This window comes from Methylobacterium isbiliense (assembly GCF_022179325.1).
GTDB classification, from domain to species: Bacteria; Pseudomonadota; Alphaproteobacteria; order Rhizobiales; family Beijerinckiaceae; genus Methylobacterium; species Methylobacterium isbiliense.
The window spans coordinates 79,383-104,188 of the sequence record NZ_BPQQ01000031.1 but is presented as its reverse complement, the minus strand read 5'-3'; the positions used below and the strand labels follow the sequence as shown (position 1 = coordinate 104,188).

At 73.4% G+C, this 24,806-nt stretch carries 16 protein-coding genes; 5 read left to right on the top strand and 11 right to left on the bottom strand.

Annotated features, from left to right (window positions below; translation table 11 throughout):
* The first annotated feature begins 476 nt into the window (after window positions 1-476).
* Window positions 477-2,852 (top strand): methyl-accepting chemotaxis protein, encoded by a 2,376-nt coding sequence (locus MFF61_RS13425; RefSeq protein ID WP_238235617.1) that lies wholly within the window; start codon window positions 477-479, stop codon window positions 2,850-2,852.
* Window positions 2,853-3,224: 372 nt separating this feature from the next.
* Here MFF61_RS13425 and MFF61_RS13420 read toward each other — a convergent pair whose 3' ends face one another.
* Complete coding sequence (locus MFF61_RS13420) at window positions 3,225-4,727, bottom strand: NAD(P)/FAD-dependent oxidoreductase (protein ID WP_238235616.1); 1,503 nt, start codon at window positions 4,725-4,727, stop codon at window positions 3,225-3,227.
* A 121-nt stretch (window positions 4,728-4,848) separates the two neighbouring features.
* Between MFF61_RS13420 and MFF61_RS13415 the strand changes: the two genes are divergently transcribed.
* The 3 genes from MFF61_RS13415 to MFF61_RS13405 are packed head-to-tail and all read left to right on the top strand — an operon-like array spanning window position 4,849 to window position 8,536.
* On the top strand, window positions 4,849-6,702 hold the full coding sequence (locus MFF61_RS13415; RefSeq protein ID WP_238235615.1) for a hypothetical protein: 1,854 nt from the start codon (window positions 4,849-4,851) through the stop codon (window positions 6,700-6,702).
* Window positions 6,699-7,223 carry a DUF1499 domain-containing protein gene (locus MFF61_RS13410; protein ID WP_238235614.1) on the top strand — a complete coding sequence of 175 codons (525 nt, stop codon included), beginning with the start codon at window positions 6,699-6,701 and terminating at the stop codon, window positions 7,221-7,223. Before MFF61_RS13415 ends, MFF61_RS13410 begins: the two co-directional genes overlap by 4 nt.
* Window positions 7,220-8,536, top strand: coding sequence for a flavin monoamine oxidase family protein (locus MFF61_RS13405; RefSeq protein ID WP_238235613.1), 1,317 nt, complete (start codon window positions 7,220-7,222; stop codon window positions 8,534-8,536). The genes MFF61_RS13410 and MFF61_RS13405 overlap by 4 nt, the downstream gene beginning before the upstream one ends.
* 10 nt (window positions 8,537-8,546) lie before the next feature.
* Here MFF61_RS13405 and MFF61_RS13400 read toward each other — a convergent pair whose 3' ends face one another.
* From MFF61_RS13400 to MFF61_RS13385, 4 genes are all read right to left on the bottom strand, one after another.
* Window positions 8,547-9,767, bottom strand: a complete 1,221-nt coding sequence (locus MFF61_RS13400; protein ID WP_373324696.1) for an RNA polymerase sigma factor — start codon at window positions 9,765-9,767, stop codon at window positions 8,547-8,549.
* A gap of 14 nt (window positions 9,768-9,781) precedes the next feature.
* Window positions 9,782-10,153: a YciI family protein gene (locus MFF61_RS13395; RefSeq protein ID WP_238235611.1), complete on the bottom strand. Its 372-nt coding sequence runs from the start codon at window positions 10,151-10,153 to the stop codon at window positions 9,782-9,784.
* Between the two features lie 84 nt (window positions 10,154-10,237).
* Window positions 10,238-11,140, bottom strand: a complete 903-nt coding sequence (locus MFF61_RS13390) for an alpha/beta fold hydrolase (RefSeq protein WP_238235610.1) — start codon at window positions 11,138-11,140, stop codon at window positions 10,238-10,240.
* Window positions 11,130-12,341 (bottom strand): MFS transporter, encoded by a 1,212-nt coding sequence (locus MFF61_RS13385; protein WP_238235609.1) that lies wholly within the window; start codon window positions 12,339-12,341, stop codon window positions 11,130-11,132. Before MFF61_RS13385 ends, MFF61_RS13390 begins: the two co-directional genes overlap by 11 nt.
* A 320-nt stretch (window positions 12,342-12,661) precedes the next feature.
* On the opposite strand from MFF61_RS13385, the gene fliP reads away from it, so the two are divergent.
* On the top strand, window positions 12,662-13,417 hold the full coding sequence (gene fliP / locus MFF61_RS13380) for a flagellar type III secretion system pore protein FliP (protein ID WP_238235608.1): 756 nt from the start codon (window positions 12,662-12,664) through the stop codon (window positions 13,415-13,417).
* Between the two features lie 6 nt (window positions 13,418-13,423).
* Here the strand turns inward: fliP and MFF61_RS13375 are convergent, their stop codons facing one another.
* The 6 genes from MFF61_RS13375 to tolB form a co-directional block, all read right to left on the bottom strand.
* Window positions 13,424-16,804: a flagellar biosynthesis protein FlhF gene (locus MFF61_RS13375; protein WP_238235607.1), complete on the bottom strand. Its 3,381-nt coding sequence runs from the start codon at window positions 16,802-16,804 to the stop codon at window positions 13,424-13,426.
* 151 nt (window positions 16,805-16,955) lie between these two features.
* Window positions 16,956-20,093: an efflux RND transporter permease subunit gene (locus tag MFF61_RS13370; protein ID WP_238235606.1), complete on the bottom strand. Its 3,138-nt coding sequence runs from the start codon at window positions 20,091-20,093 to the stop codon at window positions 16,956-16,958.
* 13 nt (window positions 20,094-20,106) lie between these two features.
* Window positions 20,107-21,366: an efflux RND transporter periplasmic adaptor subunit gene (locus MFF61_RS13365; protein ID WP_238235605.1), complete on the bottom strand. Its 1,260-nt coding sequence runs from the start codon at window positions 21,364-21,366 to the stop codon at window positions 20,107-20,109.
* The gene (locus tag MFF61_RS13360; RefSeq protein ID WP_283205999.1) at window positions 21,363-21,983 is read right to left on the bottom strand and encodes a TetR/AcrR family transcriptional regulator; all 621 of its coding nucleotides are present in this window, start codon (window positions 21,981-21,983) and stop codon (window positions 21,363-21,365) included. Before MFF61_RS13360 ends, MFF61_RS13365 begins: the two co-directional genes overlap by 4 nt.
* 246 nt (window positions 21,984-22,229) lie before the next feature.
* On the bottom strand, window positions 22,230-23,264 hold the full coding sequence (locus MFF61_RS13355; protein ID WP_238235603.1) for a DUF2778 domain-containing protein: 1,035 nt from the start codon (window positions 23,262-23,264) through the stop codon (window positions 22,230-22,232).
* A gap of 206 nt (window positions 23,265-23,470) precedes the next feature.
* A complete protein-coding gene (tolB, locus tag MFF61_RS13350) occupies window positions 23,471-24,799 on the bottom strand; it encodes a Tol-Pal system beta propeller repeat protein TolB (protein ID WP_238235602.1) in 1,329 nt (442 codons plus the stop codon).
* Between the last annotated feature and the right edge of the window lie 7 nt (window positions 24,800-24,806).

Sequence of the window (24,806 nt, the reverse complement as noted above, 5' to 3'; positions counted from 1 at the left end):
AAGCGGGCCGACCTGCCCGCCAACAGCGCAATGGCGCGCGCCGACGGCGCACGGAGCCGGACGCCCGCCGATGCCGCTACGACACGCCCGCAGGGTCGCCGTGCGGGATGGCCGTAGACGCGGTGGCCGAGCCGCCCGCGCCGGCCCGTCTCTCCGCCGGGACCGGAAGGCTCGATGCCCAGGCCGCAAGCAACGCCGCGCGACGTCCCGATGTCGCGGCAGTCTCGGCGCCGAACCCGTGACGGCTCGGAGCGACGATGCTTGCGCCCGATTGGCCGCTGCCGGGACCGGTGCTTCCGCCCCCTTGCGGCACGGCCGGCGAGTTTCTATCAGGCTATACGGTATTTCCTTCTGCATTGTGCTGCCACAGACGCACAGAATGTTTGAATGTGCTGTGCGGAAATGCGCGAAAGAGTAGCAAAGCATTAGATTATCGGCGTCAAGCTGCAGCCTCCACAGCTAGGCAGGGATGGCGCATGTCCATCAGGACACGCATTTTCGGCGGCTTCGGCCTCTCTCTCTTGATGACGCTCGCGGTCGCACTGGTGGGCTGGCAGAGCCTCACGGGCTTCGCCCGTCGGGTCGATGCGGCCAGCGGGGCGCAGGTTCTCGCAGGCGAGATCGGCGAGCTGGCGCTCGCCGCCGATCGGGCCCTCAAGAGCGACGACGGCCGGCACGACGCCGCGCTCACGCGCACCATCGGGCAGGTGCGCGCCACCGCCCGCAGCGTCGCCGAGCGGCTCTCCGGAGAAGCCGGGGCGACCGGCATCGACGGGTCCTTGTCGGCCTTCGAGGAGGCGGTCGGAGCCTATGGCCGCCAGAAGGCCGAGAAGCATGACTTGCAGCAGAAGCACACGGTGCTGCTCGACGAACTGCGGGCCGCCGTTTCGGTGATCGGCGCCGGCCAGGAGCGCCAGCTCACCGAAGCCGGCCAGGCGCTTGAGCGCGGCCTCGCGGACCAGAAGGCGGCCGGCAGCACCGGCATCCTCGTCTCCTTCGCCATGCGCTCGGCGCTGGAGCTGCGGGCGCTGCAATACGGGCTGATGTCCGACCGCGCCGGCGTGACCCGGTCGCAGTTCGAGGCCAAGGCCTCCTCCGTCGGCATCCTGGTCAAGCGGCTCAGCGCCATGACGAGCGACCTCGACCTCGCCCAGGCCGCCGGCAGCCTGCTCGACCGCTATCGCGAGGCCGTGGAGGCCGCGGTGGGTGCGGGAGAGACGCCGGCCGAGCGCCTCACCGAGATCACCGCCGTGTTCGACGACCTCGTCATGACGCTGCGCAAGCTCGAGCAGGCGCAGAACAACGTGCAGTCCGGCGCGCAGACGAAGCTGCGCGAGCAGCAGGACCGCCTCGGCTACGGCATGGCGCTGCTGGCCGCGAGCCACAAGGCGATCGACGCCGTGCGCGACGCGCAGGCGCTCGAACTGCGCCTGCTCGCAGGCCGCGACGACGCGGCGGCGCCCGCCCTCGACGCGACGGCGGGCGTGCTGCTCGAACAGGCGCAGGCCATCCTGTACGGGATGAGCGACGAGGCCACCCAGGCCTCCCTGCGCACGTTGACCGGCAAGGTGCAGGTCTTCCGCGACAGCATCCCGGCCATCGTGGCGGCGAACACCGCGCAGGCCCGCATCCTGACCGACCTCGACCGCCGCGTGGCCGACCTCGTGAGCACGGCACGCCGTCTCGGCGCGGACGAATTGCAGCACCTCGCCACCGAGCGCCAGCGCGCCGTCCTGCTCCTCCTCGCCGGGGTCGCGCTCGCGGCCGCCTTCGGGGCGATGCTGGCGCTGCTGATCGGGCGCAGCGTGGCCGGGCCGGTGGTGGCGCTCGCCGGGGCGATGCGGGCGCTGGCGGGAGGGCATCTCGCCACGGCGGTGCCGGCTCAGGGGCGTCGGGACGAGATCGGCGTCATGGCCCATGCGGTCGAGGTGTTTCGCAACGCCCTCGTCGCCAAGGCGCAGGCCGACGAGGCGGCGGCGCGCGAGGCGGCCGTCAAGGCGCAGCGCGCCGAGCGCCTGAGCGCCGTCACCGATGCCTTCGAGGCCAAGGTCGTCACCCTGACGGAGGATCTGGGCCGCGCGGCCCAGGGCATGAAGGAGGCCGCCCGCACCATGACGGCGGCCGCCGAAACCACGAACGGACGCTCCGTCGAGGTGGCGGGCGCCGCCGCCCAGACGCTGGCCAACGTGCAGATGGTGGCCGCGGCCAGCGAGGAACTGTCCGTGTCGATCGGTGGCCTCTCCGGTCAGGTGGCGCAATCCGCCGACATCGCCCGCAGCGCCGTGGAGCAGGCGCGCCGGACCGACGCGGCGGTGCAGCGGCTGACCCGGTCCGCCGGGCAGATCAGCGACATCGTGGCGCTGATCAACGCGATCGCCGGCCAGACGAACCTGCTCGCGCTCAATGCCACCATCGAGGCGGCGCGCGCCGGCGAGGCGGGCCGCGGCTTCGCGGTGGTCGCCACCGAGGTCAAGGAACTCGCCGGCCAGACCGCGCGGGCGACCGAGGGCATCGCCCAGCAGATCCGGGAGATCCAGGACACCACCGGCGGCGTCGCCGTGGCGATCGGCGAGATCTCGGGGATCATCACCCAGATGGCGGGCATCACGGACGGCATCGCGCTGGCGATCGACCAGCAAGGCGCGGCCACGCAGGAGATCGCCCACAACGTCCAGCACGCCGCCGCCGGCACGCAGACCGTCACCACCGGCATCGGCGACGTGCAGCGGGAGGCGGACGGCACCGGCGCCACCGCGGCCCTCGTGCTCGACGCCGCCGACCGCCTCGGCCGCTACGCCGCGGATCTGGAGCAGCAGGTCGGGGAATTCCTGGCTGGCGTGAAGGCGGCCTGACGGGCGGTTCGGTTCCGGCGATCCAGCGAAGGGGCCGCGCCTGTTCTCAGGCGCGGCCCCTCGTCAGTTCGGGGACTCGACTTCGCTTCGGGACTCGAGTGCGGTTCGAAACTTGGCCGGGGACAATGACGTCAGCCGCCGCTCCGGTGCGGGCTGCGGTGTGGCGGACCGCGAAACCCATTCCGATAAGGACACCCATTGCTGGATCAGCGCGCTGCCCTCTCGGAGCGCGGCATATCCCTCCCCCGCTCGGGACCGGAAATCCTGCGCCTCTCCTGGGATCGGCCGGGCGTCATCGCACCGTCGCGACGATCCGGCTATCGCGTAACGATCTTGGCGCGGGCTCTACGTTGCGGGGTGTCGCGCCCTGCGTCAGGCCACCTTGCGCGGCACGAGGCGCTCGCTGCCCAGCGCCTCCTGCGCGCCGGACGGGCCGGCCTCGCTGTACTCGGCGTCTTCATTCACGCCCCAGACGTCGTAGAGGCGCCGGCCCGCCAGGATGTTCCGCACGGTCAGCATCGCGGTCATCATGGCGTGGTCCTGGTTGTTGTACTTGTGCATCCCGTTGCGGCCGACGAGGTGCAGGTTCGGGCAGTGCAGATCGAGGTCGCGCCGGATGGTCGCCACGGTGTCACGGTAGTGCTCGTCGTAGACCGGATAGGCCTTGGGCTGGCGCACCACGCAGGCATCGACAACGTCCTCGGGCCGGATCAGCCCGATCTTGGCGATCTCGCGCTTGGCGAGGTCGACGAGGTCGGCATCCGGCGCCGTCCACAGCCCGTCGCCCTCGAAGCAGAAATATTCGAGGCCGAGGCAGGTGTAGCCCGCGTCCGGCACCATCTCGGGCGACCACGAGCGGAAGTTCTGCACCCGGCCGACCTTCACGCTCGGATCGTGGATGTAGATCCAGTTGTCGGGAAAGTCCTCGGCCCCGCGGGCGATCAGCGCCACCGTGATGAAGTCGCGGTAGCCGAGCGAACGGGCGTGGAAGGTGCTGAGGGGCGCGGGGCGCAGCGCCCCGACGAGATCCTGGATCGGCGCGGACGAGATGACGTGCCGGGCCGTCACGGTCTCGCGGCGCCCGTCGCCGCGGCGGGCCCCGATCGTCCACAACCCGGTGCCCCGGTCGTAGGACAGGCTGTCGACGCCGTGGTCGAGCAGCACACGGCCTCCGTTGCGGCGCACCTTGGCGGCGGCGGCCTCCCACATCATGCCTGGGCCACGGCGCGGGTAGCGGAAGGACTCGATCAGGGTCTTGATCACCGGCTCGCCCGGTTTCGGCTTGGCCTTCAGGCGCAGCGAGCGCGCGAGCGCGTCGCGGATCGCCGCGCCGAGATCGAGCCCCTTGATGCGCTGGGCCGCCCAATCGGCCGAGATCGCGTCGCAGGACATGCCCCACACCTTCTCGGTGTAGGTCTTGAAGAAGATCGAGAACAGCCGCTCGCCGAACTGGTTGCGCACCCACTCGTGGAAGCTCTTCGGCTCCGGCACCGGCCGGGCGCGGGCGTAGAGATAGGAGGCGATGCAGGCCGCGCTCTGCAGCAGGCCGAGGTTGCGCAAGGCCTCGAACGCCTTGAGCGGATAGGCGTAGTAGCGGCCCTTGTAGTAGATCCGCGACAGGCGCGGCCGCTCGATGAAGTCGTGGGGCAGGATCTCGTCCCAGAGGTCCACCACCTCCTTCGACTTCGAGAAGAAGCGGTGACCGCCGATGTCGAACAGGAAGCCGTTGTGCTCCACGGTGCGGCTGATGCCGCCGACCCGCACCGGGTCGCGCTCCAGCACCACGACGTCGCGCCCCTCCTTGGCGAGGAGGTAGGCGGCGGTGAGACCGGCGGGGCCGGCGCCGATCACCAGCGTCTCGGTGTGAAGGCTCATCGGGGGAAAGCTCCGGGGACGACGGACGCCGCCGGGGCCGATCCTAGGCGCGGGAGGGTAAAGAAGGCTTCATTGCCGAACGCGTGCGCCGGTCTTGCGCTAACCGTGGGGTAAGGCCGGCATGCGACGCCTGGGCGTCAGCCCCGGGACCGTCATGATCGCCGCCTTCCAGGCCCTCGTCCGCCCGAACCCTTCCGCACGCTCGCTCCTCGACAACCCCCTGGTGCTCTGGGGCCTCGTCCTCGTCGGGATCGGCGGCATCTACGGCCAGGCCGCCATCCTGGGAATCGTCCGCGACCTGCGGCTGCCCGACACCGACGACGCCATGCGCCTCGTTCAGGTGCGCGACCTCCTGGCCGGGCAGGGCTGGTTCGACCTCGCCCAGCACCGGCTGCCGCCGGAGGGGGCCTCGATGCACTGGTCGCGCCTCGTGGATCTGCCGATCGCCGCCCTGATCCTTCTGCTCCAGCCCCTGGCCGGTGCGAAGGCCGAGGCCGTCGCGGCCGCCCTCTGGCCGGCCCTGGCCTTCGCCCTCTACGCGGCGATCCTGCATCGCGGCGTGCGCGACCTGTTCGGGCGCCGCGCCGCCCTGCTGGCCCTCTTCGCCGCCACGCAGACCATGCTGATCGGCGCCCTGTTCGCGCCCGGCCGCATCGACCACCACAACCTGCAGATCTGTGCGGTGCTCGGCGTCGCGCTGTGCCTGATGCAGCCCCGGCCGGGCCTGCGCGAAGGCCTCGCGGCGGGTGCGCTGTCCGCCCTCTCCCTGGCGATCGGACTCGAATCCCTGCCCTTCATCGTGGCGGCCGGCCTGTTCACCGCCGGTGCCTGGATCGTCTCGGGCGAGCCGGCGCGCCGCCTCCTCGCGGGATTCGCACTCGCCCTCGGCGGCGTCGCGCCCGCGCTGTTTGCTGTCCAGACCGCCCCCGCGGCGTGGGGCGCCACGGCCTGCGATGCGCTCTCGCCGCCCTGGCTGTGGCTCTGCGCGGCGGCTGGCCTGACCGGGGCTGCCGCTTGCCTGCTCGGGGACCGTCTGTCGCACCCGGCGTCGCGGCTCGCGCTCGCGGCCGGCGGCGGCGTGGTCGCGTCGGCGGGGTTCTGGCTGATCGCGCCGTCCTGCCTCGCGGGTCCGTTCCCGGACATGCCGGAGGCGGTGCGCCGGGGCTGGCTGGAGCAGGTGCGCGAGATGCAGCCGCTCTGGGCGCTGCTGCGGGAGCAGCCCGCCGTGGTGATGGGCACCTACCTGCCGACCGTCGCGGCGGCGGTGGCCGCGCTGGCACCCGCGGTCGCCGGGGGCGCCGAGCGCCGTCGGGCCTGGGGCCTTGCGGGCGGGTTCCTGTGCGTCGGCCTCGCGGTAGCGCTGCTCCAGTTCCGCGGCCTCTACGTGACGACCGCCTTCGTTCCCCTGGTGGCGGGTCCGCTCCTCGACCGGGCCGTGGCGCTGCTGCGCGAACCGGCCGCGACCACGCGGACGCGCCTCCTCGCGCTGCTCGCCGGCCTCGCCACCTTCGGCAAGATCTGGCTCGTCCTCGCTGCGGTGGCGCTTCCCGCCGACCGGAACGGGGCGTCCGACGATCTCGCCGCGTGGTCCGCCTGCACGGGCAGGCCGGCGATGCTGCGCCTCGCCGCGCTCGCCCCCGGCACGGTGCTCGCGCCGATCGATCTCGGCCCGAGCCTCCTCCTCAACACGCCGCACCGGGTGGTGGCGGCGCCCTACCACCGCAATGGCGTCGGGATCGCGGCGGGGCTCGCGGCATTCGGCAACGAGGAGAGCCTGCGCGGGGTGGCCGCGTCACGCGCCGCGGACTACATCGTGCTCTGCCAGGGTGCGGAGATCCCGGGCGGGGACGCGTCGGTCGTCGGACGGCTCCTCGACGGCCGCTTCGCGCCGTCCTGGCTCGAACCGGTGCCGATGCAGACCATGCTCCCGAAGCCGATCGACCTGAGGGTGTGGCGGGTGCGGCCCGACCGATGAGGCGCCGGGCGGCCGGCGCGGCGCTGGCGCTCGGGCTCCTGACGCTCGCGGGCGCGGTCGTGGTGGCGCGGGGGGAGGAGCCGGGCGGCATCGACGACCTCTGGGTGCGGCTCTTCGGCCCGCCCGATCTTGGGCCGGTGGATTTCGCGACCCTGCGGCGCTCCCCGCACGACGCGCTGGCCTGCCCGCCCGACATCTGCCCGAACACCCCGGCCGATCTCGTCGCGCCGGTCTACCCGGTGGCGGGCGCGGCGCTGCGCGAGATCGTGCGGGCGGTGGCGCAGCAGGAGCCGCGCACCGAACCCGTCTTCACCGACCGGTGGGGGGAGCAGGACCGCTACGTGGCGCGGTCCCGGCTGATGCGGTGTCCCGACACGATCACGGTCGAGATCATCGGCCGCGGCGAGGGCGCCTCCACCCTCGCCCTCCACTCCCGCAGCCAGATCGGCTACGGCGACTTCGGCGAGAACCGGGCGCGGCTGGCGCGCTGGCTCGCCGCGATCGGGACACGGACGCGATGAGACCAGCGAGACCCGATCACGCCCGCTTCAGGCCGAGCGTCAGCCCGCGGCTCGCGCCCCTGCCGCGCACACCGGACGTGGTGGTGGTGGGGGCGGGCGCCGCCGGCATCGCGGCGGCGCGCCGCCTTCTCGCCCGCGGCCTCGCGGTGGCCGTGGTGGAGGCGCGCGACCGGGTCGGCGGGCGCACCGTCACCACGCTGCTGCGCGGCCATCCGGTCGATCTCGGAGCGCATTGGCTGCATGCCGGGCCGATCAACCCGCTGGTGCGCCTTGGGCATTCCCGCGGCGAACCCCTGCGCCGGGCCGCGCAGGAGAGCCACCTGATGGTCGGGCGGCGTCGCGCGCGGCGCGACGAGGAGGCCGCCTACGGCCGCGCCTTCGCGGTGGCCGACCGGGCGATGACGGCCAGGGCCGGCAGCGGGCCGGACCGGCCGGCCGCCGCCGTCCTGCCGCCGGGGCTCGGGCCGTGGGGGCACCGGGTCGCGCTCGTGCACGGTCTGGTCTCGGGACGGCCCCTCGCGGAAGTGAGCCTGCACGACTTCCCGAGCATGGAATACGGCGACAACTACTTCATCGCGGGCGGCTACGGGGCCTATCTGGCGCGCCTCGCGCAGGGGCTGCCGATCGCGCTGTCCGCCCCCGTGCGGTCGATCGCGTGGTCGCAGGCCGGCGTCGCGATCGAGGCCGAGGGTTTGGGCCGCCTGCAGGCCCGGGCGGTGCTCCTCACCGTGCCCGTGATGGTGCTGCAGGACGAGGACGCGATCCGCTTCTCCCCTGCCCTGCCGGCGGCAACGGGCGCGGCGATCGACGGCTTCACCCAGGGCATCTACGAACACGTGGTGCTGCACTGGCCCTCTGCGCCGTTCCGCGGGCGCGACCGGCTCGCCGGCCTCACGGGCGGGCGGCTGCAGCCGCCGGGTCTCCTCACGCGGGTCGACGGCACGCCGTTCCACTTCTTCGAACTCGACGCGCCGCTCTGCGCGCGGCTCGATGCGGCGGGGGCGGGGCCGGACGGGGCGCGGCGCCTCGCCCGGGCGATCCTCGCCGAGTATGTCGGGGCGGGACGGCTTGCCGACCTCGCGGTGCCGGCCGTGAGCGAGTGGCGCCACGATCCCTGGTCGCGCGGGTCCTGGGCGGTGGTGCCGCCGGGCCATGCGGCCGCGCGCGACGCCCTCAAGGCGCCGGTGGCCGAGCGGATCTGGTTTGCCGGCGAGGCCCTGTCGCGCCTGCAATGGGGCACCGCGGGGGGCGCCTACGATGAGGGCGAGCGCGCCGCCGATGCGATCGCCGCCGTGCTGGCCGCCCCGCGCTGAGTGGGGGGCCTCAGCCGCGCAGCCGGTCGAGATGCTGGCGGATATGCGCGGCCTCCGCCGCCGTGGTGGCCAGCGCGATCGCCCGGTCGAAGGCGGTGCGGGCCTCGTCCGAGCGGCCGAGCTGGCTCAGCAGCGCGCCCTTCACGCCGAAGAAGTAGAAATAGCCGGAGAGCCGCGGTGCCAGCGGCTCGATCAGCGCGAGCGCCTCGGCCGGCCCGCGCAGCTTGGCCACCGCCACCGCCCGGTTGAGGGTGACGACCGGCGAGCCCTGCATGATCTCCAGCGTGGCGTAGAGCCGGTCGATCTGCGCCCAGTCGGTCTCCTCCGCCGCCGGGCTACGGGCGTGCAGGGCCGCGATCGCCGCCTGGACCTGATAGGGGCCGGGCGCGCGGTGGCGCATCGCCTTGTCGAGCAGCGCCAGCCCCTCGGCGATCATCCGCCCGTCCCACAGGCGTCGGTCCTGGGCGTCGAGGAGCACGACGCTGCCGTCGGGCGAGAAGCGCGCGGCCGCACGGGCGTGCTGGAGCAGCATCAGCGCCACGAGGCCCATGATCTCCGGCTCGGCCGGAAAGAGGCGCAGCAGCAGGCGTCCGAGGCGGATCGCCTCGTCGCAGAGCGGCGCCCGGGCCGGGCTCGACTCGCGATCGGCCGAGTAGCCCTCGTTGAAGACGAGGTAGAGCATGGCGGCGACGGCCGCCACGCGCTCGGCCCGCTCGACCGGACCCGGCGCCTCGAACGGCACGCGGGCCTGCGCCACCCGGGCCTTCGCGCGGGTGATGCGCTGCTCCATCGCAGTCTCGCCGACCAGGAAGGCGCGGGCGATCCGGCGCACGCTCAAGCCCGAGACGATGCGCAGCGCCAGTGCGATCTGCTGCGTCGCCGGCAGGTCGGGATGGCAGCAGATGAACAGGAGGCGCAGGATGTCGTCGCGGTAATGCGACTCGTCGAGCCGCTCCGTCAGGGCCGCCTCGGCGTCGTCGAGGTCGGAGAGGACCTCGTCCGGCGGCAGCGGGGTCTCGCGCCGGCTGCGGCGGCCGGCATCGAGCGCGACGTTGCGCCCGACCAGGATCAGCCACGCCGCCGGATCCCGCGGCGGTCCCTGCCGCGGCCAGTGCGTGAGGGCGCGCAGGCTCGCCTCCTGAAACGCCTCCTCGGCGGTGTCGAGGTCGCGGAAGTAGCGCAGCAGCGCGCCCACCGCCCGCGGCCGGGCGCCGGCGAGCGCCGCGTGCATCCAGTCGAGATCCGTCACGGCGTTCCGCCCCCGGGCTGGAAGTAGGCGATCGGCCGGATCTCGTAGGCGCCGCCCGGGTTGGCGCGGCCCAGCTCACGGGCGGTATCGAGGGCCTGCTCCAGGTTCTCGCACTCGACCACGTAGAAGCCGAGCAGCTGCTCCTTGGTCTCCGCGAACGGCCCGTCGAGGACGATCCCCGGCTCGCGGTCCTTGCGCAGGGTCGTGGCAGCGGTGGTGGGCAGCAGGCGCGCCACCGGCCCGAGCCGGCCGTCGCGGGCGAGCCGCTCCTGCACGACCGCGAGCTTCTCCATCACGGCCGCGTCCTCCTCCCGGCTCCAGGATCCGACGACCTCTTCCGCGTGGTAGCACAGGATGGCGTAGAGCATGCGGGCCCCTCCCCTTGCCGGACACGACGTCCGGACGCGGGCGCAGCCGACAGGCCCGCGGTGAAAAAACTGTGGCGAAGCGGGTCAGGGCCGCGCGGCCAGCGCAGCCCGGATCGCCGCGCGCACGCGCTCGGGTGCCTCGAAGGGCAGGAAATGCGTCGTGCCCGGCAGCGTCTCGACCGCGATCCCGGGCGGGCGGCTCTCCGTCAGGCCGCAGGTGCTGCCCCGCTCCGCGCGCAGGATCACCGCCGGCCGGGCGAGGCGGCGCAGGGCCCCCCAGCTGTCGTGACCCTGCGCGAGGTAGTTCGACGCCTCCCATTCGCCCGTGCAGGCGAGCTCCACCGTGCCGTCGGGACGCGCGCGGAAGCCGTCCGCCACGTAGTCGGCGAGCGGCGCCTCCGGCCACGTGCGAAAGGCCCCGCGCCCGCGATAGGCCGCGAGCGCCGCCTCGCGCGATGGAAACGACGCGCGCCGCCTGAGCGCGCCTTGCGCGAGGGGCGAGTGGCGCCGGTAGAGGCGGGCCAGGAGCGGAATCCGGGCGCCGAGCGCGTAGGCCCGGGACAGGATCACCGGATCGAGCAGCACGAGGTTGCGCACGCGGTCGGGCCGGCGCGCGGCGGCGAGCAGGGCGGCGGTGCCGCCCATCGAGTGTCCGACCAGGGTGAGCGGCGGGCCGTCGAGGCGGTCGAGCACCGCGATCAGGTCGGAGGCGACGTCGGTCCAGCTCCGGCGGCCCCGGGGCTCCGCCGGCAGGGTCGAGGCGCCGTGCCCGCGCTGGTCGTAGGCGACGATGCGGTATTCGCGGCCGAGCGGTTCAATGAGCGTGCGGTAGGCGCGCGCGTTGAAGCCATTGGCGTGGAGCATCAGGGCGTCCACCGGGCGGTCCGCCGGCCCGAAGGCCAGGGCCGCCACGCGGCCGCCCGGCAGATCGACGGTCTCCCGGGTCCAGGTCCGGCCCTCCGCAAGCGGGCTCGCCTCATGCTGCATGGAAACGCCTCTTGGGCCGCGCCGCCCAGGTGCCGACGGCGCCCGCCGCCATCAGGAGCGCGGTGCCGAGAAACACCGAGCGCATGCCGAAATGCCCGCCGGCGAATCCGCCGAGCAGCGGTCCCGCCACCTGCCCGGCATATTGCGACGAGGTCGAGTAGCCGAGCATGGTGCCGGCCACCCGGTCCGGGACGCTGTGGCGGATCACGCTGGCGATGCAGGGCAGGAGCCCGCCGAGGGCCAGCCCCATCAGGAACCGCAGGGCGACGAGCTGCCAGTCGGCGACGACGAGCGCCTGCGGCACGAGGAGCAGGGCCGAGACGGCGAGGCTGCCGGTGATGACCGGCCACGCGCCGATCCGGTCGGCGAGCCGCCCCAGCCGCGGGGCGGACAGGATGCTGCCGAGCGCGGTGGCCGACATGGCGAGGCCCGCCACCAGTGTGACCCGGGCGGGATCGCTCACGAGTTCGGCGACGTAGACCGTGATGATCGGCTCGATCGACATCACGGCGAGCATCAGCAGGAGACCGGTGGCCAGCATGGCGAGGGCCGGCCCCTTGTCGGGCACCTCCGCCCAGCCGCCCGAGGCCCTGCGCCCCTCGCGGGCTGGTCTCGGCGCCTCGCGGATCAGCGCCAGCGTGGCCAGGAAGGCGCCGAAGATCACCGCGCCTGCGGCGAAGAACGTCGCCCGGATGCCGATCAGCGGCGGCAGCACGCCCCCGACGAGCGGTCCGACGAGGTTGCCCGCCATGATGCCCGCCGACAGCACGCCGAGTGCCCAGGCGGAGCGGTCCTTCGGCGTCTGGGTGGCGACGAGCACCATCGAGCCCGAGGCGTAGCCGCCGAGCAGCCCCGCGAGGAGCCGCAGCCCGACGAGCTGCCAGACGTCCTGCGCGAGGCCGATCAGCGACATCGCCACCGCCATGCCGAGGCTCGCGCGCACCAGCATCAGCTTGCGCCCGTAGCGGTCCGCGAGCCGCCCCCAGAGCGGCGCCACCAGCGCGGCGGAGAAGAACGTCGCCCCGAAGGCGATGCCGGACCATTGCACGATCGCGGCCTCGTCCCTCACCCCGAGGTCCCGCACGTAGAGCGGCAGGAACGGCAGGAGCAGCGTCATCGCCACGATGGTGGTGAAGGAGCCGAACACGCAGACGACGAGGTTGCGCCGCCAGTGCGTCTCCGCCGCCATGCCTTCGCTCATCCCGCTCCTCCCCGGCCCTTCGTGTAGCGCGCCGCAGCCGGCGGGCGAAGCCGCCGAGGGGCGCGCACGGCATGTGCGCCGGACATGGCGGGCGGCGGAGGCGGATGTGGCGCAGGGAACCCCTCTCCCGAGTGGGAGAGGGGAGCCCGCGCACGTCCTTCGACGCGGGGGCCGACACGACCTGTGTGTGGCGCAGCGGGCGACGGTCCGCTTCGTCCGGGCGCCCCGTGTTGCCGGCGCGCAGCGCCGGCCGGGCAAGCGCGCCGCAGGCCCGCCGCGGCTCTTGCGCCCGGCGCGCCGCCGGTCCCAGGGTGCGCCGCATGGGCCTCGCGATTCCGCTCCGCCGCGGCCGGTGCGCCGCGGCGCTCGCCGGCCTCCTCGTCGTCCTGTCGGGCGCGGGCGCGCTCGCGCAGAGCGTGACGGTCGATCTGGGCCCGAGCGGCGGCGTCACCGAGCGGGCGCTGCAGCTCGTCGCGCTCATCACCGTGCTGGCGCTGGCGCCCTCCGTGCTGGTGATGGCGACCTCCTTCACCCGCATCGTGGTGGTGCTGTCGATCCTGCGCTCGGCGCTGGGCACCCAGACCGCCCCGCCCAACGCCGTGATCGTGAGCCTCGCGCTGTTCCTCACCGCCTTCGTGATGGCGCCGACCGCCCGCGAGGCCTACCGGGCCGGCATCGAGCCGCTGGTGGCCGGCCAGATCACGCAGGCGCAGGGCTTCGAGCGGGCGGCCGCGCCCTTCAAGACCTTCATGCTGCGCACCGTGCGCGAGAAGGACCTCCAGCTCTTCCTCGACCTGTCCAATGCGCCCCGCCCCGCCACCCCGGAGGCGGTCGGGCTCGAAATCCTCACCCCCGCCTTCATGATCTCGGAACTGCGCCGGGCCTTCGAGATCGGCTTCCTGCTGTTCATCCCGTTCCTGATCATCGACCTCGTGGTGGCCTCGATCCTGATGTCGGTCGGCATGATGATGATGCCGCCCGCGACCGTCGCGCTGCCCTTCAAGCTGATCTTCTTCGTCCTCGTGGACGGCTGGACGCTGGTGGCGGGCTCGCTGGTGCAGAGCTACGGCGGCTGATCCGGCTCACCCCGGCGGCGCGGCGCCGCCGGCCTGCGCGTTCGTGCCGGGCGCCGCCTCCGCGGGGGCTGCGGGGCGCTGCGGCACCGCGCTCTCCGGGTAGCGCTCGCGAAAGGCCTTCAGGAAGGCGGTGAGCGTCTCGGCGCTGATCGCCCGGCCGGCGAGGTCGCGGAAGGCGGCGGTCGCGGTGGCGCCCGGCGCCGAGAGGAGGCCGAAGGCCCGCGCATCGGCGCTCTCGGCCATCTTCGGCATGGTCTTGGTGCGCAGCCGGTCGAGGCTCAGGGACTCGTCGGCGAGCGCGTAGGCGATGGCCGCCCGCATCACGTCGGCGCGCTCGGCCTCCGTGAGCGGCCCAGGCTCGCGCCAGCGCGTGCCGAGCAGCGCCTCGTGCGCCTCCCCGGCCTCGCGCCAACGCCGCGCCCCCCACAGGATGTCGGCGCGCAGCCGCGCCGCGTCCGGCCCCTCCATGCCGTCGAGGAGTTCGAGCGCGAGATCGGTGCGCGACAGGTCGGAGAGCGCCCGCGCTTCGAGCAGCATGCGCGCGTCGCGGATGCGGGCGGGCAGTTCGGGCAGGCGCGTCGCGTGCAGCACCTGCAGGGCCTGGAGCGGGCGCTCGTCCATCAGGCGGATCGCGGCGAGCCGGGCCGCGACGCTCGCCCGGGCCGCCCCGGTGAGGCGCTTGTCGACCTGATGCTGGAGGAGTTCGCCCGCGGCGTCGAGGAGGTCGAGGCCGACCAGCCGGTCGACCAGACCGCGCACGATCTCGTCGCCCTGCCGGTTGACCGGCGTGAACTCCTTGAAGTCGAAGTAGAGCGCCAGGGCCTCGACCCGCCCGAGACTCCCGCCCTTGTCGGTGAGGAAGAGGTCGGCGAACAGGCCGACCATCTCGGGGTGCAGGGAGCGCGTCGCCGGGTGGTCGGGAAACAGGCGGTTGGCCTTGCGGGCGGCCACGAAGGCGTCGCGCCAACGCCCGGCCTCGGCGTAGAGGTGGCTCAGGCGCGCCAGGGTCTCGGCCTCAATGTCGCCGCCGTGCCACGCCACCGCGAGCTGCTCCAGCCGGTCGAGCGCCTCCGCCCGCGCCAGCGTGCCGGCGCCGCGGCCGAGATCGACGAGATGCAGGATCGCCTCGGCGGCGACCGGGCGCTCGCCCGCTTCCGCGAGGCGCTGGTACTCGCGCCGGGCCGCGCCGGTCTCGCCCAGGGCCCCGGCGAGGCGGGCATTGAGCAGCGCGACCTGATCGCGGGTGAGGGCCGAGTCGACGATCGGGGCCGCGGCGGCGAGCGCCTGCTGCGCCGTGGTGAGGTCGCGGGCGTCGAGCGCCACGCCGGCGGTCGTCAGCAGCAGCGGCAGCTGCAGCTCCTCCGGATAGGCCTCGATCACCGGCATCCCGGCCTTGAAGGCGGCGAGCGCCAGCGGGCCGGCGCCCGGCCGGCTGCGGGCATCGAGCATCGCCCGCCACAGCCGCGCTTCCGGGTCCTGCCCGAGCTTGGTGTCGCCGCCGAGAATCGCGGCCGCCTGGGCGTCGCGCCGCAGCCGTACCGCCGCGATCGCCGAGAGGATGCGCGTCGGCCGCTCCACCGCCGTCACCGCATCCTCCTTGGCGGCGAAGGCCAGCACCGTCGCGGCCTCCGCGTCGAAGCCGTTGGCGAGCAGCACCCGGGCGAGGTCGATCCGCGCGGCCGAGCGGCCGGGCCGGTCCGCCCGGGCGATGGCGTCCTGCGCAGCACGGATCCGGGCGCGGACGTCGCCGCGGCGGTCCTCGCGCCAGCGCTCGGGCTGCACCACCAGGCTCGCGCCCGCGAGCGGCGGCGCGGTGTCGGCCCCATCGGCCGGCACCGGGCTCACCGCGACGCCGCCCGGCCGCGAGATCACCACGGCGGCGAGGCCCGGGCGCACCACGAGGTCGTCGGCGAGGGCCAGCACGGCAACGCCCTGGCGGCTCGCCAACAGGTCGAAATCCACGAAGCGCCCCCGCTTGGGCACGCCAGCGATCCGCGGACCCTGGGCCGTCACCACGGCGATGCGCTCCCCGTCGCGGTCGAGCCAGAGCACCTGCCCGGGCCGCGCGAGCGGGAGCGCCACCGCGGGCCGACCCGCGCCGTCCGCGATCCGCCGCGGCGCGAGGAGGTCGCCCGCCGGCACGCCGCCGTCGCCGAAGACCAGCGTCCAGCCCTGCCCCTCCCCCACCGCGAGCTGCGCGAGCAGGCCGCCGTCGAGGGCGAAGCGCAGCACGGTGTGGCCTCCCTCGTGGCGCGGGGCTTCGGCGAGCCGCACGGCACCCGTCGCCAGCCCGGTGGGATCGAGGCGCAGCGGCGCGGTGCCCTCGAAGACCAGGGTGGCGATGCCGCCCCGCTCGAACAGGGCGGCGGCGGGGCGCTGGGCGAAGGGAAAGACGATCCGCACCGCCTCCCCGGCCCGGGTGATCCGCGCCTCGACCGGCCCGGACGGGAGCGGCGCGACCGGGGGTTCCATCCGAACCGGCTCGGGGCGGGCGGGTTCGGCCTTCGCCGGGGCGCCCGGCGTCTCCGCGACGGGTGCGCGCGCCGGCTCGGCCTTGGCGGCGGCCGGCAGCGGTTCGGGGGCGCGCCGCTCGCCGGGCTTGAGGATGTCGAGGGTATAGCCGTCCTCGTCGCGATAGCTCTCGGCCTCGTGGCCCTCCGCGAGGGTGAGGGCGAAGCGGGCGGCCTCCGGCGTCGTCTCGGCGCTCAGCGCCTCCACGGCCGGCTTCAGGCGGGCGCGGGCCTCGCCGATCTGCACCGCATAGGAGCCATCGACCCGCAGGCGCAGGTCGCGGCCGGCCCGCTCCAGCGCCACCTCGGCGCCCGGCGGCAGCCGCAGAGTGAAGCGCGTCAGCGTCGGCAGCTGCGCCACCTCCAGGGGCAGGGGCAGGACGGGCTTGGCGGCGCGGGCGGCCTCGCGGCGCAGCCGCGCCTCGGCCTCCTCGGCCCGGCGGGCGAGGTCGGCCACGACCTCGGGCGGCAAGGCCGGGAGCAGGCCGGTCCAGGATTCGGGCACGAGGTCGATGAACACCCGCTCGGCCGCCTCCAGCACGTTCACCCGGTAGGGCTTCTGCAGCGCGAGGCGCAGGCCGGTGCCGTCGGGGTCGCGGCGCACCTGGGCGATGTAGGCGGGCATCTCGGCGGCGAGGCGCTCGCGCAGGAGGCCGGTCGCCGGCTCGCGGAAGCCGATCAGCAGGACGGTGCCCGAGACCTTGGCGGTGACCTTGACGCTCTGGTCGAAGGTGAGCGCGATGCGCCCGTAGGCGCGCTGCTCGCGGCCCTCGACGGCGACGAGCTTCGCGGCCGCGGCGCCGACCGTGCCGGACAACAGCGCCGCGAGCGCGAGGAGGAGCCTCGCCCCCCGCCGGCCTGTGCCCGTCCGCCCCATCCGCAGCCAATCCCCCTGCCGGCTGCAGAGCGTGGCACGGGCGCGGCTAACGCGGCCTTAATCATGGCGGCAGTCTCGGGCCGCGAGGCCGCGGCACCGCCCGCCTCATGACCTAGCGGCCGAGCGCGCGGATGCCCCTCGCGCGGCCGGGTCACTCGGCCGGAACGTGGCCCGAGCCGTCCGGCGCCCGCGATGCGTGGCGCCGCCCGCGCCGCAGTGAGAGCACGAAGCGGCTCGTGCCGGTCGCGAGGCGGTCCATGTAGATGTAGAGGACGGGCGTGATGTAGAGCGTCAGCAGCTGCGACACGAGGAGGCCGCCCACCACCGCGACGCCGAGCGGCTGGCGCAGCTCCGCGCTGGCGCCGTGCCCGATGGCGATCGGCAGGGTGCCCATCACGGCGGCCGCGGTCGTCATCATGATCGGCCGGAAGCGCAGCGCGCAGGCCTCGCGGATCGCCGCGGCGGGTGTCCAGCCCTGCTCGCGCTGGAGCACCAGCGCCACGTCGATCATCATGATGGCGTTCTTCTTGACGATGCCGATCAGCATCAGGACGCCGATGATCGCGATGACCGAGAGGTCCATCCCGAAGAGTTCGAGGGCGCCGAGCGCGCCCACCGCCGCCGCCGGCAGCCCGGTCAGGATGGTGAGCGGGTGGATGAAGCTCTCGTACAGGATGCCGAGCACGAGATAGATCGTCAGCACCGCGGCGGCGAGCAGCAGGCCCTGGTTGGCGAGCGCGTCCTGGAACACCTGCGCGGTGCCCGCGAAGGTGGCCGTGATGGTGTTGGGCACGCCGAGCGAGGCCTTGATCTGCGCGATGCGGTCGACCGCCTGACCGAGCGCCACGCCGGGCGGCACGTCGAAGGAGATCGTCACGGCCGGCAGCAGGCCCGCTTGGTTGAGCGAGAGCGGCCCGGGCGTGCGGGTGATCGACGCGAAGGCCGACAGGGGCACGAGCTTGCCGTTCGACGAGCGCAGGCGCACGTCGTCGAGCCGGTCGGCCGTCCATTGCAGGCGCGGGTCGAACTCGGTGATGACCTGATAGCTGTCGGTCTGCCCGTAGATGGTCGAGATCTGGCGGGTGCCGAAGCCCGTGTAGAGCGTCTGGCGGATCTGGTCGGACGAGATGCCGATGGCCTGCGCCTTGTCGGTGTCGACCGTGATCCTGGCCTGGAGCGCGGCGTTCTGGAGATCGTTCGTCACCCCCGTGAAGGTGGCCCGGTCCTGCGCCATCGCGTCGGTGATCCGGATCACCCAGCGTTCGAGTTCCGCCCGGTCGAGACCCTGCACCACGTACTGGTACTGGCTCTTCGACTGGCGCCCACCGAGCCGCAGGTTCTGCACCGGCGTGATGAAGGCCGCGAGGCCCGGCAGCTCGCCGAGCTGCTGGCGCAGCTCCGCGATGGTCTTCTGCAGGGGCGGCCGTTCGCTGCGGTCCTTGAGCTCGACGAAGAAGGCGCCCTGGTTGAGCGTGCCCGTGAAGCCGTTCGAGCCCGCGCGGTTGACCACGTGGTCCACGGCCGGGTGGCGCGCCAGCACCTGCTCGGCCTCCGCCTGGAGCGCGGTCATCGCCTCGAACGAGATGTCCTGGCGCGCCTCGGTGGCGATCTGCAGCTGACCGATATCCTCGGAGGGGAAGAAGCCCTTCGGGATCGCGGCGAACATGTAGGCGGTGAGCCCCACCGAGACGAGGAAGGACATCAGCACCGAGATCTTGTGGCGCAGGCACCAGTCGAGGCCGCGCTCGTAGCCGGCTTGGAGGCGCGCGAAGCCGCGCTCGAACAGGTTCTTGTTCGCGCCGTGGCCGGCCGCGTCCGCGGGCAGGCGGGCAGCGAGCATGGGCGTGAGCGTGAGCGAGATCACCGCCGAGGCCACGATGGCGATCGACACCACGATCGCGAACTCGTTGAAGATGCGCCCGACCACCCCGCCCATCAGCAGCACGGGGATGAACACCGCGATCAGCGAGACCGTGATCGACAGGATGGTGAAGCCGATCTCGCCCGCCCCCTTGAGCGCCGCCTCGAAGGGCTTCATCCCCTCCTCGACGTGCCGGACGATGTTCTCCAGCATCACGATGGCGTCGTCGACCACGAGGCCGACCGCCAGCGTGAGGCCGAGCAGCGAGATGTTGTCGATCGAGAAGCCGAGCAGGTACATCGCCCCGAAGGTCGCGATGATCGAGATCGGCACCGCCACCGAGGGGATCAGCGTCGCGGCCAAGCGCCCCAGGAAGAGGTAGATCACCATCACCACGAGGCCGATGGTGAGGACGAGGGTGAACTGCACGTCCTCGACCGCCTCGCGGATCGAGACCGAGCGGTCGTTGACCACCGCGATCGTGCCGCTCGCCCCGAGCTGCTCCTGAAACTTCGGCAGCATGGCGCGCACGCGGTCCACCACCTCGACGGTGTTGGCGTCGGGCTGGCGCTGCACGGCGAGCACGAGCGCGCGCTTGCCGTCCTTCCACGAGGCGATGCGGGCGTTCTCGACCGAATCGATCACGCGCGCGACATCGCCGAGGCGCACCGGGCGGCCGTTGCGCACCGCCACGATGATGTCGCGGAACGCATCCGCGTTCATGAGCTGCGTGTTGGTCTGGATGGTGAGGTTCTGGCCCCGCCCCTCCACCACGCCGACCGGCGTCGAGGTGTTGGCGTTGGAGATCGCCTGCTGCACCTCGTCCACGCCGATGCCGCGGGCGGCCAGCACGTTCGGGTCGAGCTGCACCCGCACGGCGAATTTCTGGCTGCCGTAGACCAGCACCTGACCCACGCCCGTGATGGTGGAGAGCGAGGGCGAGATCACCGTCTGCGCGAAGGCGTCGAGGGTCGGCAGCGGGGTCGTCTCGCTCGACACGGCGAGCAGGATGACCGGCGCATCGGCCGGGTTGAGCTTGCGGAAGCTCGGCGGGATCGTGAGTTCGATCGGCAGGCGCCGCAGGGTCCGGGTGATCGCCGCCTGGATGTCGGCCGCCGCCTGATCGATGTTGCGCGACAGCTCGAACTCGATCGTGATCGAGGTGAAGCCCTGGTAGTTCGTGGCCGAGATCGTGGCGATGGCCGGAACGGTCGAGAATTCCTTGATCAGCGGCGTCGCCACGGAGGCCGCCATCGATTCCGGCGAGGCGCCGGGGAGCTGGGCGGTGACCGAGATGGTCGGGAAGTCGACGGTGGGCAGCGCCGCCACCGGCAGCAGCCGGTAGGCGAACAGGCCCGACAGGGTGAGCGCCAGCGACAGCAGGATCGTGGCGACCGGGCGGCGGATGAAGGGGGCCGAGATGTTCACCGTGCCGGTTCCCCTACTCGATCAGCGTGCGGCGCACCTGGGGACCGGCGGCCTGGGCCTCCGGTGCGCTCGACTGAGGGCGCTCGGTGACCGGCTGGCCGTGGCGCACCCGCACCTGCCCCTCCACCACCACGCGCTCGCCCGCCGCGATGCCGCGGGTGAGCGCGGCGCTGCCCGCGCTCGCGGACAGCACCTCGACGCTGCGGCGCTCCGCGATCCCGTCCGGCCGCACGACCCAGACGAAGCTGCCGTCCTGGCCTGGCTGCACCGCCACCTGGGGCACCGTCACGGTGTTCGGGCGGCGGCCGAGATCGACCTCGACGCGCACGTACTGGCCGGGCCACAGGCGCTCGTCCTCGTTGGGAAACAGCGCCCAGGCGGTGACGGTGCCGGAGGCCTGATCCACGCTCGAATCCACGAAGGAGAGCCGGCCCGACGCCAGAACCGTGTCGGTGCCGCTCGCCGAGACCCGCACGGTGGCCGGCTCCTTGCGGGCGAGCGCCGCGCGCAGGAGATCGAGTTCCCGCTCCGGCAGCGAGAAGGTGGCGCGCAGGGGCTTCATCTGCGTGATGGTGACGAGCCCGGTGCCGGTGGATTCATTGCCCTTGACGAGGTTGCCGGTGGTGACCCGCACGGTGCCGAGCCGGCCGGAGATCGGCGCCCGGATGGTCGTGTAGTCGAGCCGGACCCGGTCGGCCTCCAGCGTCGCCTGGGAGGCCGCCACGTTGGCGCTCGCCACCTTCGCCTCGGCGGTGGCGATGTCGAACTGCGCCTGCGAGGCGGCGCTGCGCGAGAGCAGCTCCGTCACGCGCCGCACGTCGTTCTGGGTCCGGGTCTGGGTGGCCTGGTCGCGGGCGAGCGCGGCCTCGTTGCGGGCGATCTGGGCGCGCAGCTCGCGGTCATCGAGCCGGTAGAGCACGTCGCCCGCCTGCACGGGCTGGCCGTCGCGGGCCATCTGCTCGGTGATCACCCCGTCGATGCGCGGGCGCACCACCACGGTGGCGATGGGCTCGATCCAGCCGACCGCCGTGCGGGTGATCGGCAGATCGGTGCTTCCTGCCGCGACGGTGCCGACCACCGGGCGGGGCGGCACCGCCGGCGCCTTGGGGGCGGCGGGCGCCGCGAGGGCGAGCGGCAGGTGCTCGGCAAGGCGCGGGGGCAGCGCCGAGCGGACCTCAGCCCAGGCGGCCTGCCGGTCGCCCGCATGGCGATGGAGGAGGTAGCCGGCCCCACCCGCGAGCACGGCCGCGACGAGGAGAAGGAGGCGGATCATGCGACGGCTCCGAGCCGCGGCGCCGCGCGGCGCGTCATCGCGCCGGCCCGCAGGCCGTTGAGGAAGAAGGCGGACATCGCCGCGGGCGAAGGAGCCTGCCGGCCGGTGCCGTGTGCGGCCATACGGATGCCGCCGAGGATCATCATCACGGCGAGGTCCACGTCGTCGACGTCGAAGCTGCCGGCCGCGACGCCGTCGCGCAGCAGGTCGGCGAGGGCCCCGCGCAGGCCGTCGAAACCCTCGCGCAGCACGCGCCGGCTGCGCTCGCCGCACTCGCTGCCGCGATTCTCGATCGCATGCAGCGCGGGCGAGAGGCGCCCGACCCGCTCGAGCACCAGCGCCACCGCGGCCTCGACCCGCGCGGCCGGGTCCCGGCGCGGCTCGCGCGTCGCGCCGATGGCCTCGCGCAGATCGGCGAGCGTCCAGGCCAAGCCCTCGATGAACAGGGCTTCCTTGGTGGGGAAGTAGCGGTAGAGGGTGGGCTTGGCCACGCCGGCCGCGGCCGCGACCGCGTCCATGTGGACGTCGGAATAGGGCAGCCCGGAGAACAGCCGCATCCCGGCCTCAAGGATGCGGCGGCGGCGCTTCGGATCGGGGGGACGGGCAGGATCGCTCATTCGCGCACGACTGAACTCGCCAGTTCAGTTGCGCGGATGCGGGAGGCCAATGCAAGCGATGCCAAATGCGGCAGGCTGCCGCATGCTTTGGTGCGGAGCCTCGCGAATTGTGGGTGCGCAACCGCGAATGCAACCATCGTCTGCAGCCGCGGGGCGGAAGGTTACGCCGGGTCCGGCCGCAGACTTGTCGGCCGCACCCTGACCGCAGAACCGGACTCACGCGGAAGGCGATCTGCGGCCCGATTCCTATCCGCGGCCGGCCACGACCACGAGGCGGCGCACCTCGCCCCGCAGGAAGGCCTGGAGGAAGCGGTTGTAGTCGCGGAACGACACGCAGCCGTTCGACTGGCCGCTCGGGCCGAGCATATAGGTGTGGGCGAGCAGGCCGGTCCGGCCGTGGATCGCGCCCGGGCCGCCCACCGGGTTGAGACGGATGGCGCGCACCCCGTGGAAGAGGGCCTCGCGCTCGGTGAGGTCGTAGATGCCGGGCGGCGTCGCGCCGTGCATCCGCACCTGCACGAAGCGGGGATCGTCCATCTTGGGGCCGAGGCCGGAATGGGCTTCGAGCCGCTCGCCGCTCGGCAGCGTCACGGTGCGGGCGGTGATGTCGTAGACCGCCGTGCCTCCGGCGAGGAACGGCGACGGGCTGATCGCGGGGCGCGGGGATTCGGCCAGGGTGCCGTTGCCGGTCGACGCGTAGGCCAGCGCCGGCTGCGGGTCGGCGGGCTGCCCGAAGAGCTTCTCGAAGAACGAGCGCGTATCGGCCATTGCGGTGGCGCTGTCGGCGGCGCGGGCACGCCGCGGCGACAGGCGCAGGGCGAGGCGCGGCGTCTCGGGTCCGCGCGCGAGGCGGAACTCGGTCGGGCGCGGAACCGGCAGCGGCACCGGCTGGATGACCGGCCGGGCGTCGAGGACGAGCGGCGCCGGGGCCTCCGCCAGCGCGGCGGGCGGCGCGGGTGCGGGGATGGGGGCGGGCTCCGCCGCGGCAAGCCGCGACGGCGCAGGCGCCTCGCGTCGCCACGTGAGCCGGGCCGGGTCCATCGACGGGGTGGGATCGAACAGCCACGCATGACGGGCGGGTTCGGCGGGAGCCGGGGCGGACGCGGCCGCCTGGGGCACCGGAGGGGCCGGCGGCGCGGCCGGCAGCAGGAGATCCCGGTTGGACCAGCCGAGCCAGACCGCGCCCGAGAGGGCGAGCAGGCTGCGGATCAGACCGCGGCGCGGCGCCGGCCAGCGCAGACGCGACGCCGGGCGAGCGGAGGGGTACGCAGACTCGGGCATGGGCACGCAACTCGGAGACGCGCTCCCCGCCTCGACGCCGCCGCGACCGCACCGGCGCGCGCCAGCACGGGCTGGCGCGGCACGGGTTCATGCCGCCGCGAAACGGTCGTTGACTGCGGGAAGTGCCGTTTTCGGCTGCGTCTTTTCTCGCAGGTCTTGGTTAAAACTCGCTGAAGGCCGCGTGGGACCTGCAAGAGAGGCTGTATTCAGCGCTGCGGGTCGAGGAGCGGCGACCATGTCGGGTCGGACGCGTAGGAGGGCGTCGGGACCGGCTGCTCGACGCGGCCGGTGATGTCGACCATGTAGAGCTTGCCGCCGGCCTGTCCGCCTGGATCGCGGAAGAACATCACGTACTGCCCGTTCGGCGCCCAGGTCGGCCCCTCGTTGTGGAAGCCCTCCGTCAGCACCCGTTCGCCCGAGCCGTCGGGCTTCATGATGCAGATCGCGAAGGAGCCCTTCCGCTGGCGCGTGAAGGCGATGTAGTCGCCCCGCGGCGACCATGCGGGCTGCGAGGCCGAGCCCTCGCCGAAGGAGATGCGGCGCGCATTGCCGCCGTCCGCGCCCATCACGTAGATCTGCTGCTGCCCGCCGCGGTCGGATTCGAACACGATCTCGCGCCCGTCCGGCGAGAAGGAGGGCGAGGTATCGATGGCGTTGGCGTTGGTGATGCGGGTCTGCGCCTTGGAGCCGAGATCCATGACGTAGATGCTGGCGTTGCCGCCCTCCTGGTCGCTCATGACGAGGCGGCGCCCGTCCGGCGAGAACCGGGGGCTGGTGCTCATCTCGGCATTGGTGGGGATCACCTGCCGGGCGCCGGTTTCGAGGTTGATGACCTGCACCCGCGGCTGCTGGCCGGTGGTCTGCGCCATGTAGGTGATGTCCTGCGTGGCAGGGGAGTAGCGCGGGGCCACCACGGCGGCCTCGCCGCTCGTCAGGTAGCGCACGTTGGCGCCGTCCTGGTCCATGATGGCGAGGCGCTTGCGGCGCCGCTCCTTGGAGCCGGACTCGTCCACGAAGGCGATGCGGGTGTCGAAGAAGCCGCCGATGCCGGTGATCTTGGTGTAGACCGAATCCGAGATCAGGTGACCCATGCGCCGGGCATTGGCGGCATCGCCCGCATATTGCTGGCCGATCATCTGCTGGCCGGCGAGCACGTCCCAGAGGCGGAACTCGGTCTTGAGGCGCCCCGACCCGTCCCGGGTGACGCGCCCGGTGACGAGGCCCTGCACGCCCGCCTCCTTCCAGGCGGAGAAGCGCGGGGCGGCGTCGAAATTCGGCGTTTCGGGAAACTGCGAGCGGTCGAGCGGCACGAAGTAGCCGGAGCGCCGCAGGTTGCTGGCGACGATCCCCGAGACGAGCGGCCCGAGGGACGCATCGCCGGAAAAGTCCGCCACCGCGATCGGCATCGGCTGGAACGCGCCGCCGGGTCCGACCCGCAGGTTGAGCTGCGCCTCGGCCGGCCGCACGAGGACGACGAGGAGGCACAGGAGCGAGGCGAGCGCGCAGGGCCAGCGCACGAGAGGGCGTGTGGGCATGGTCATG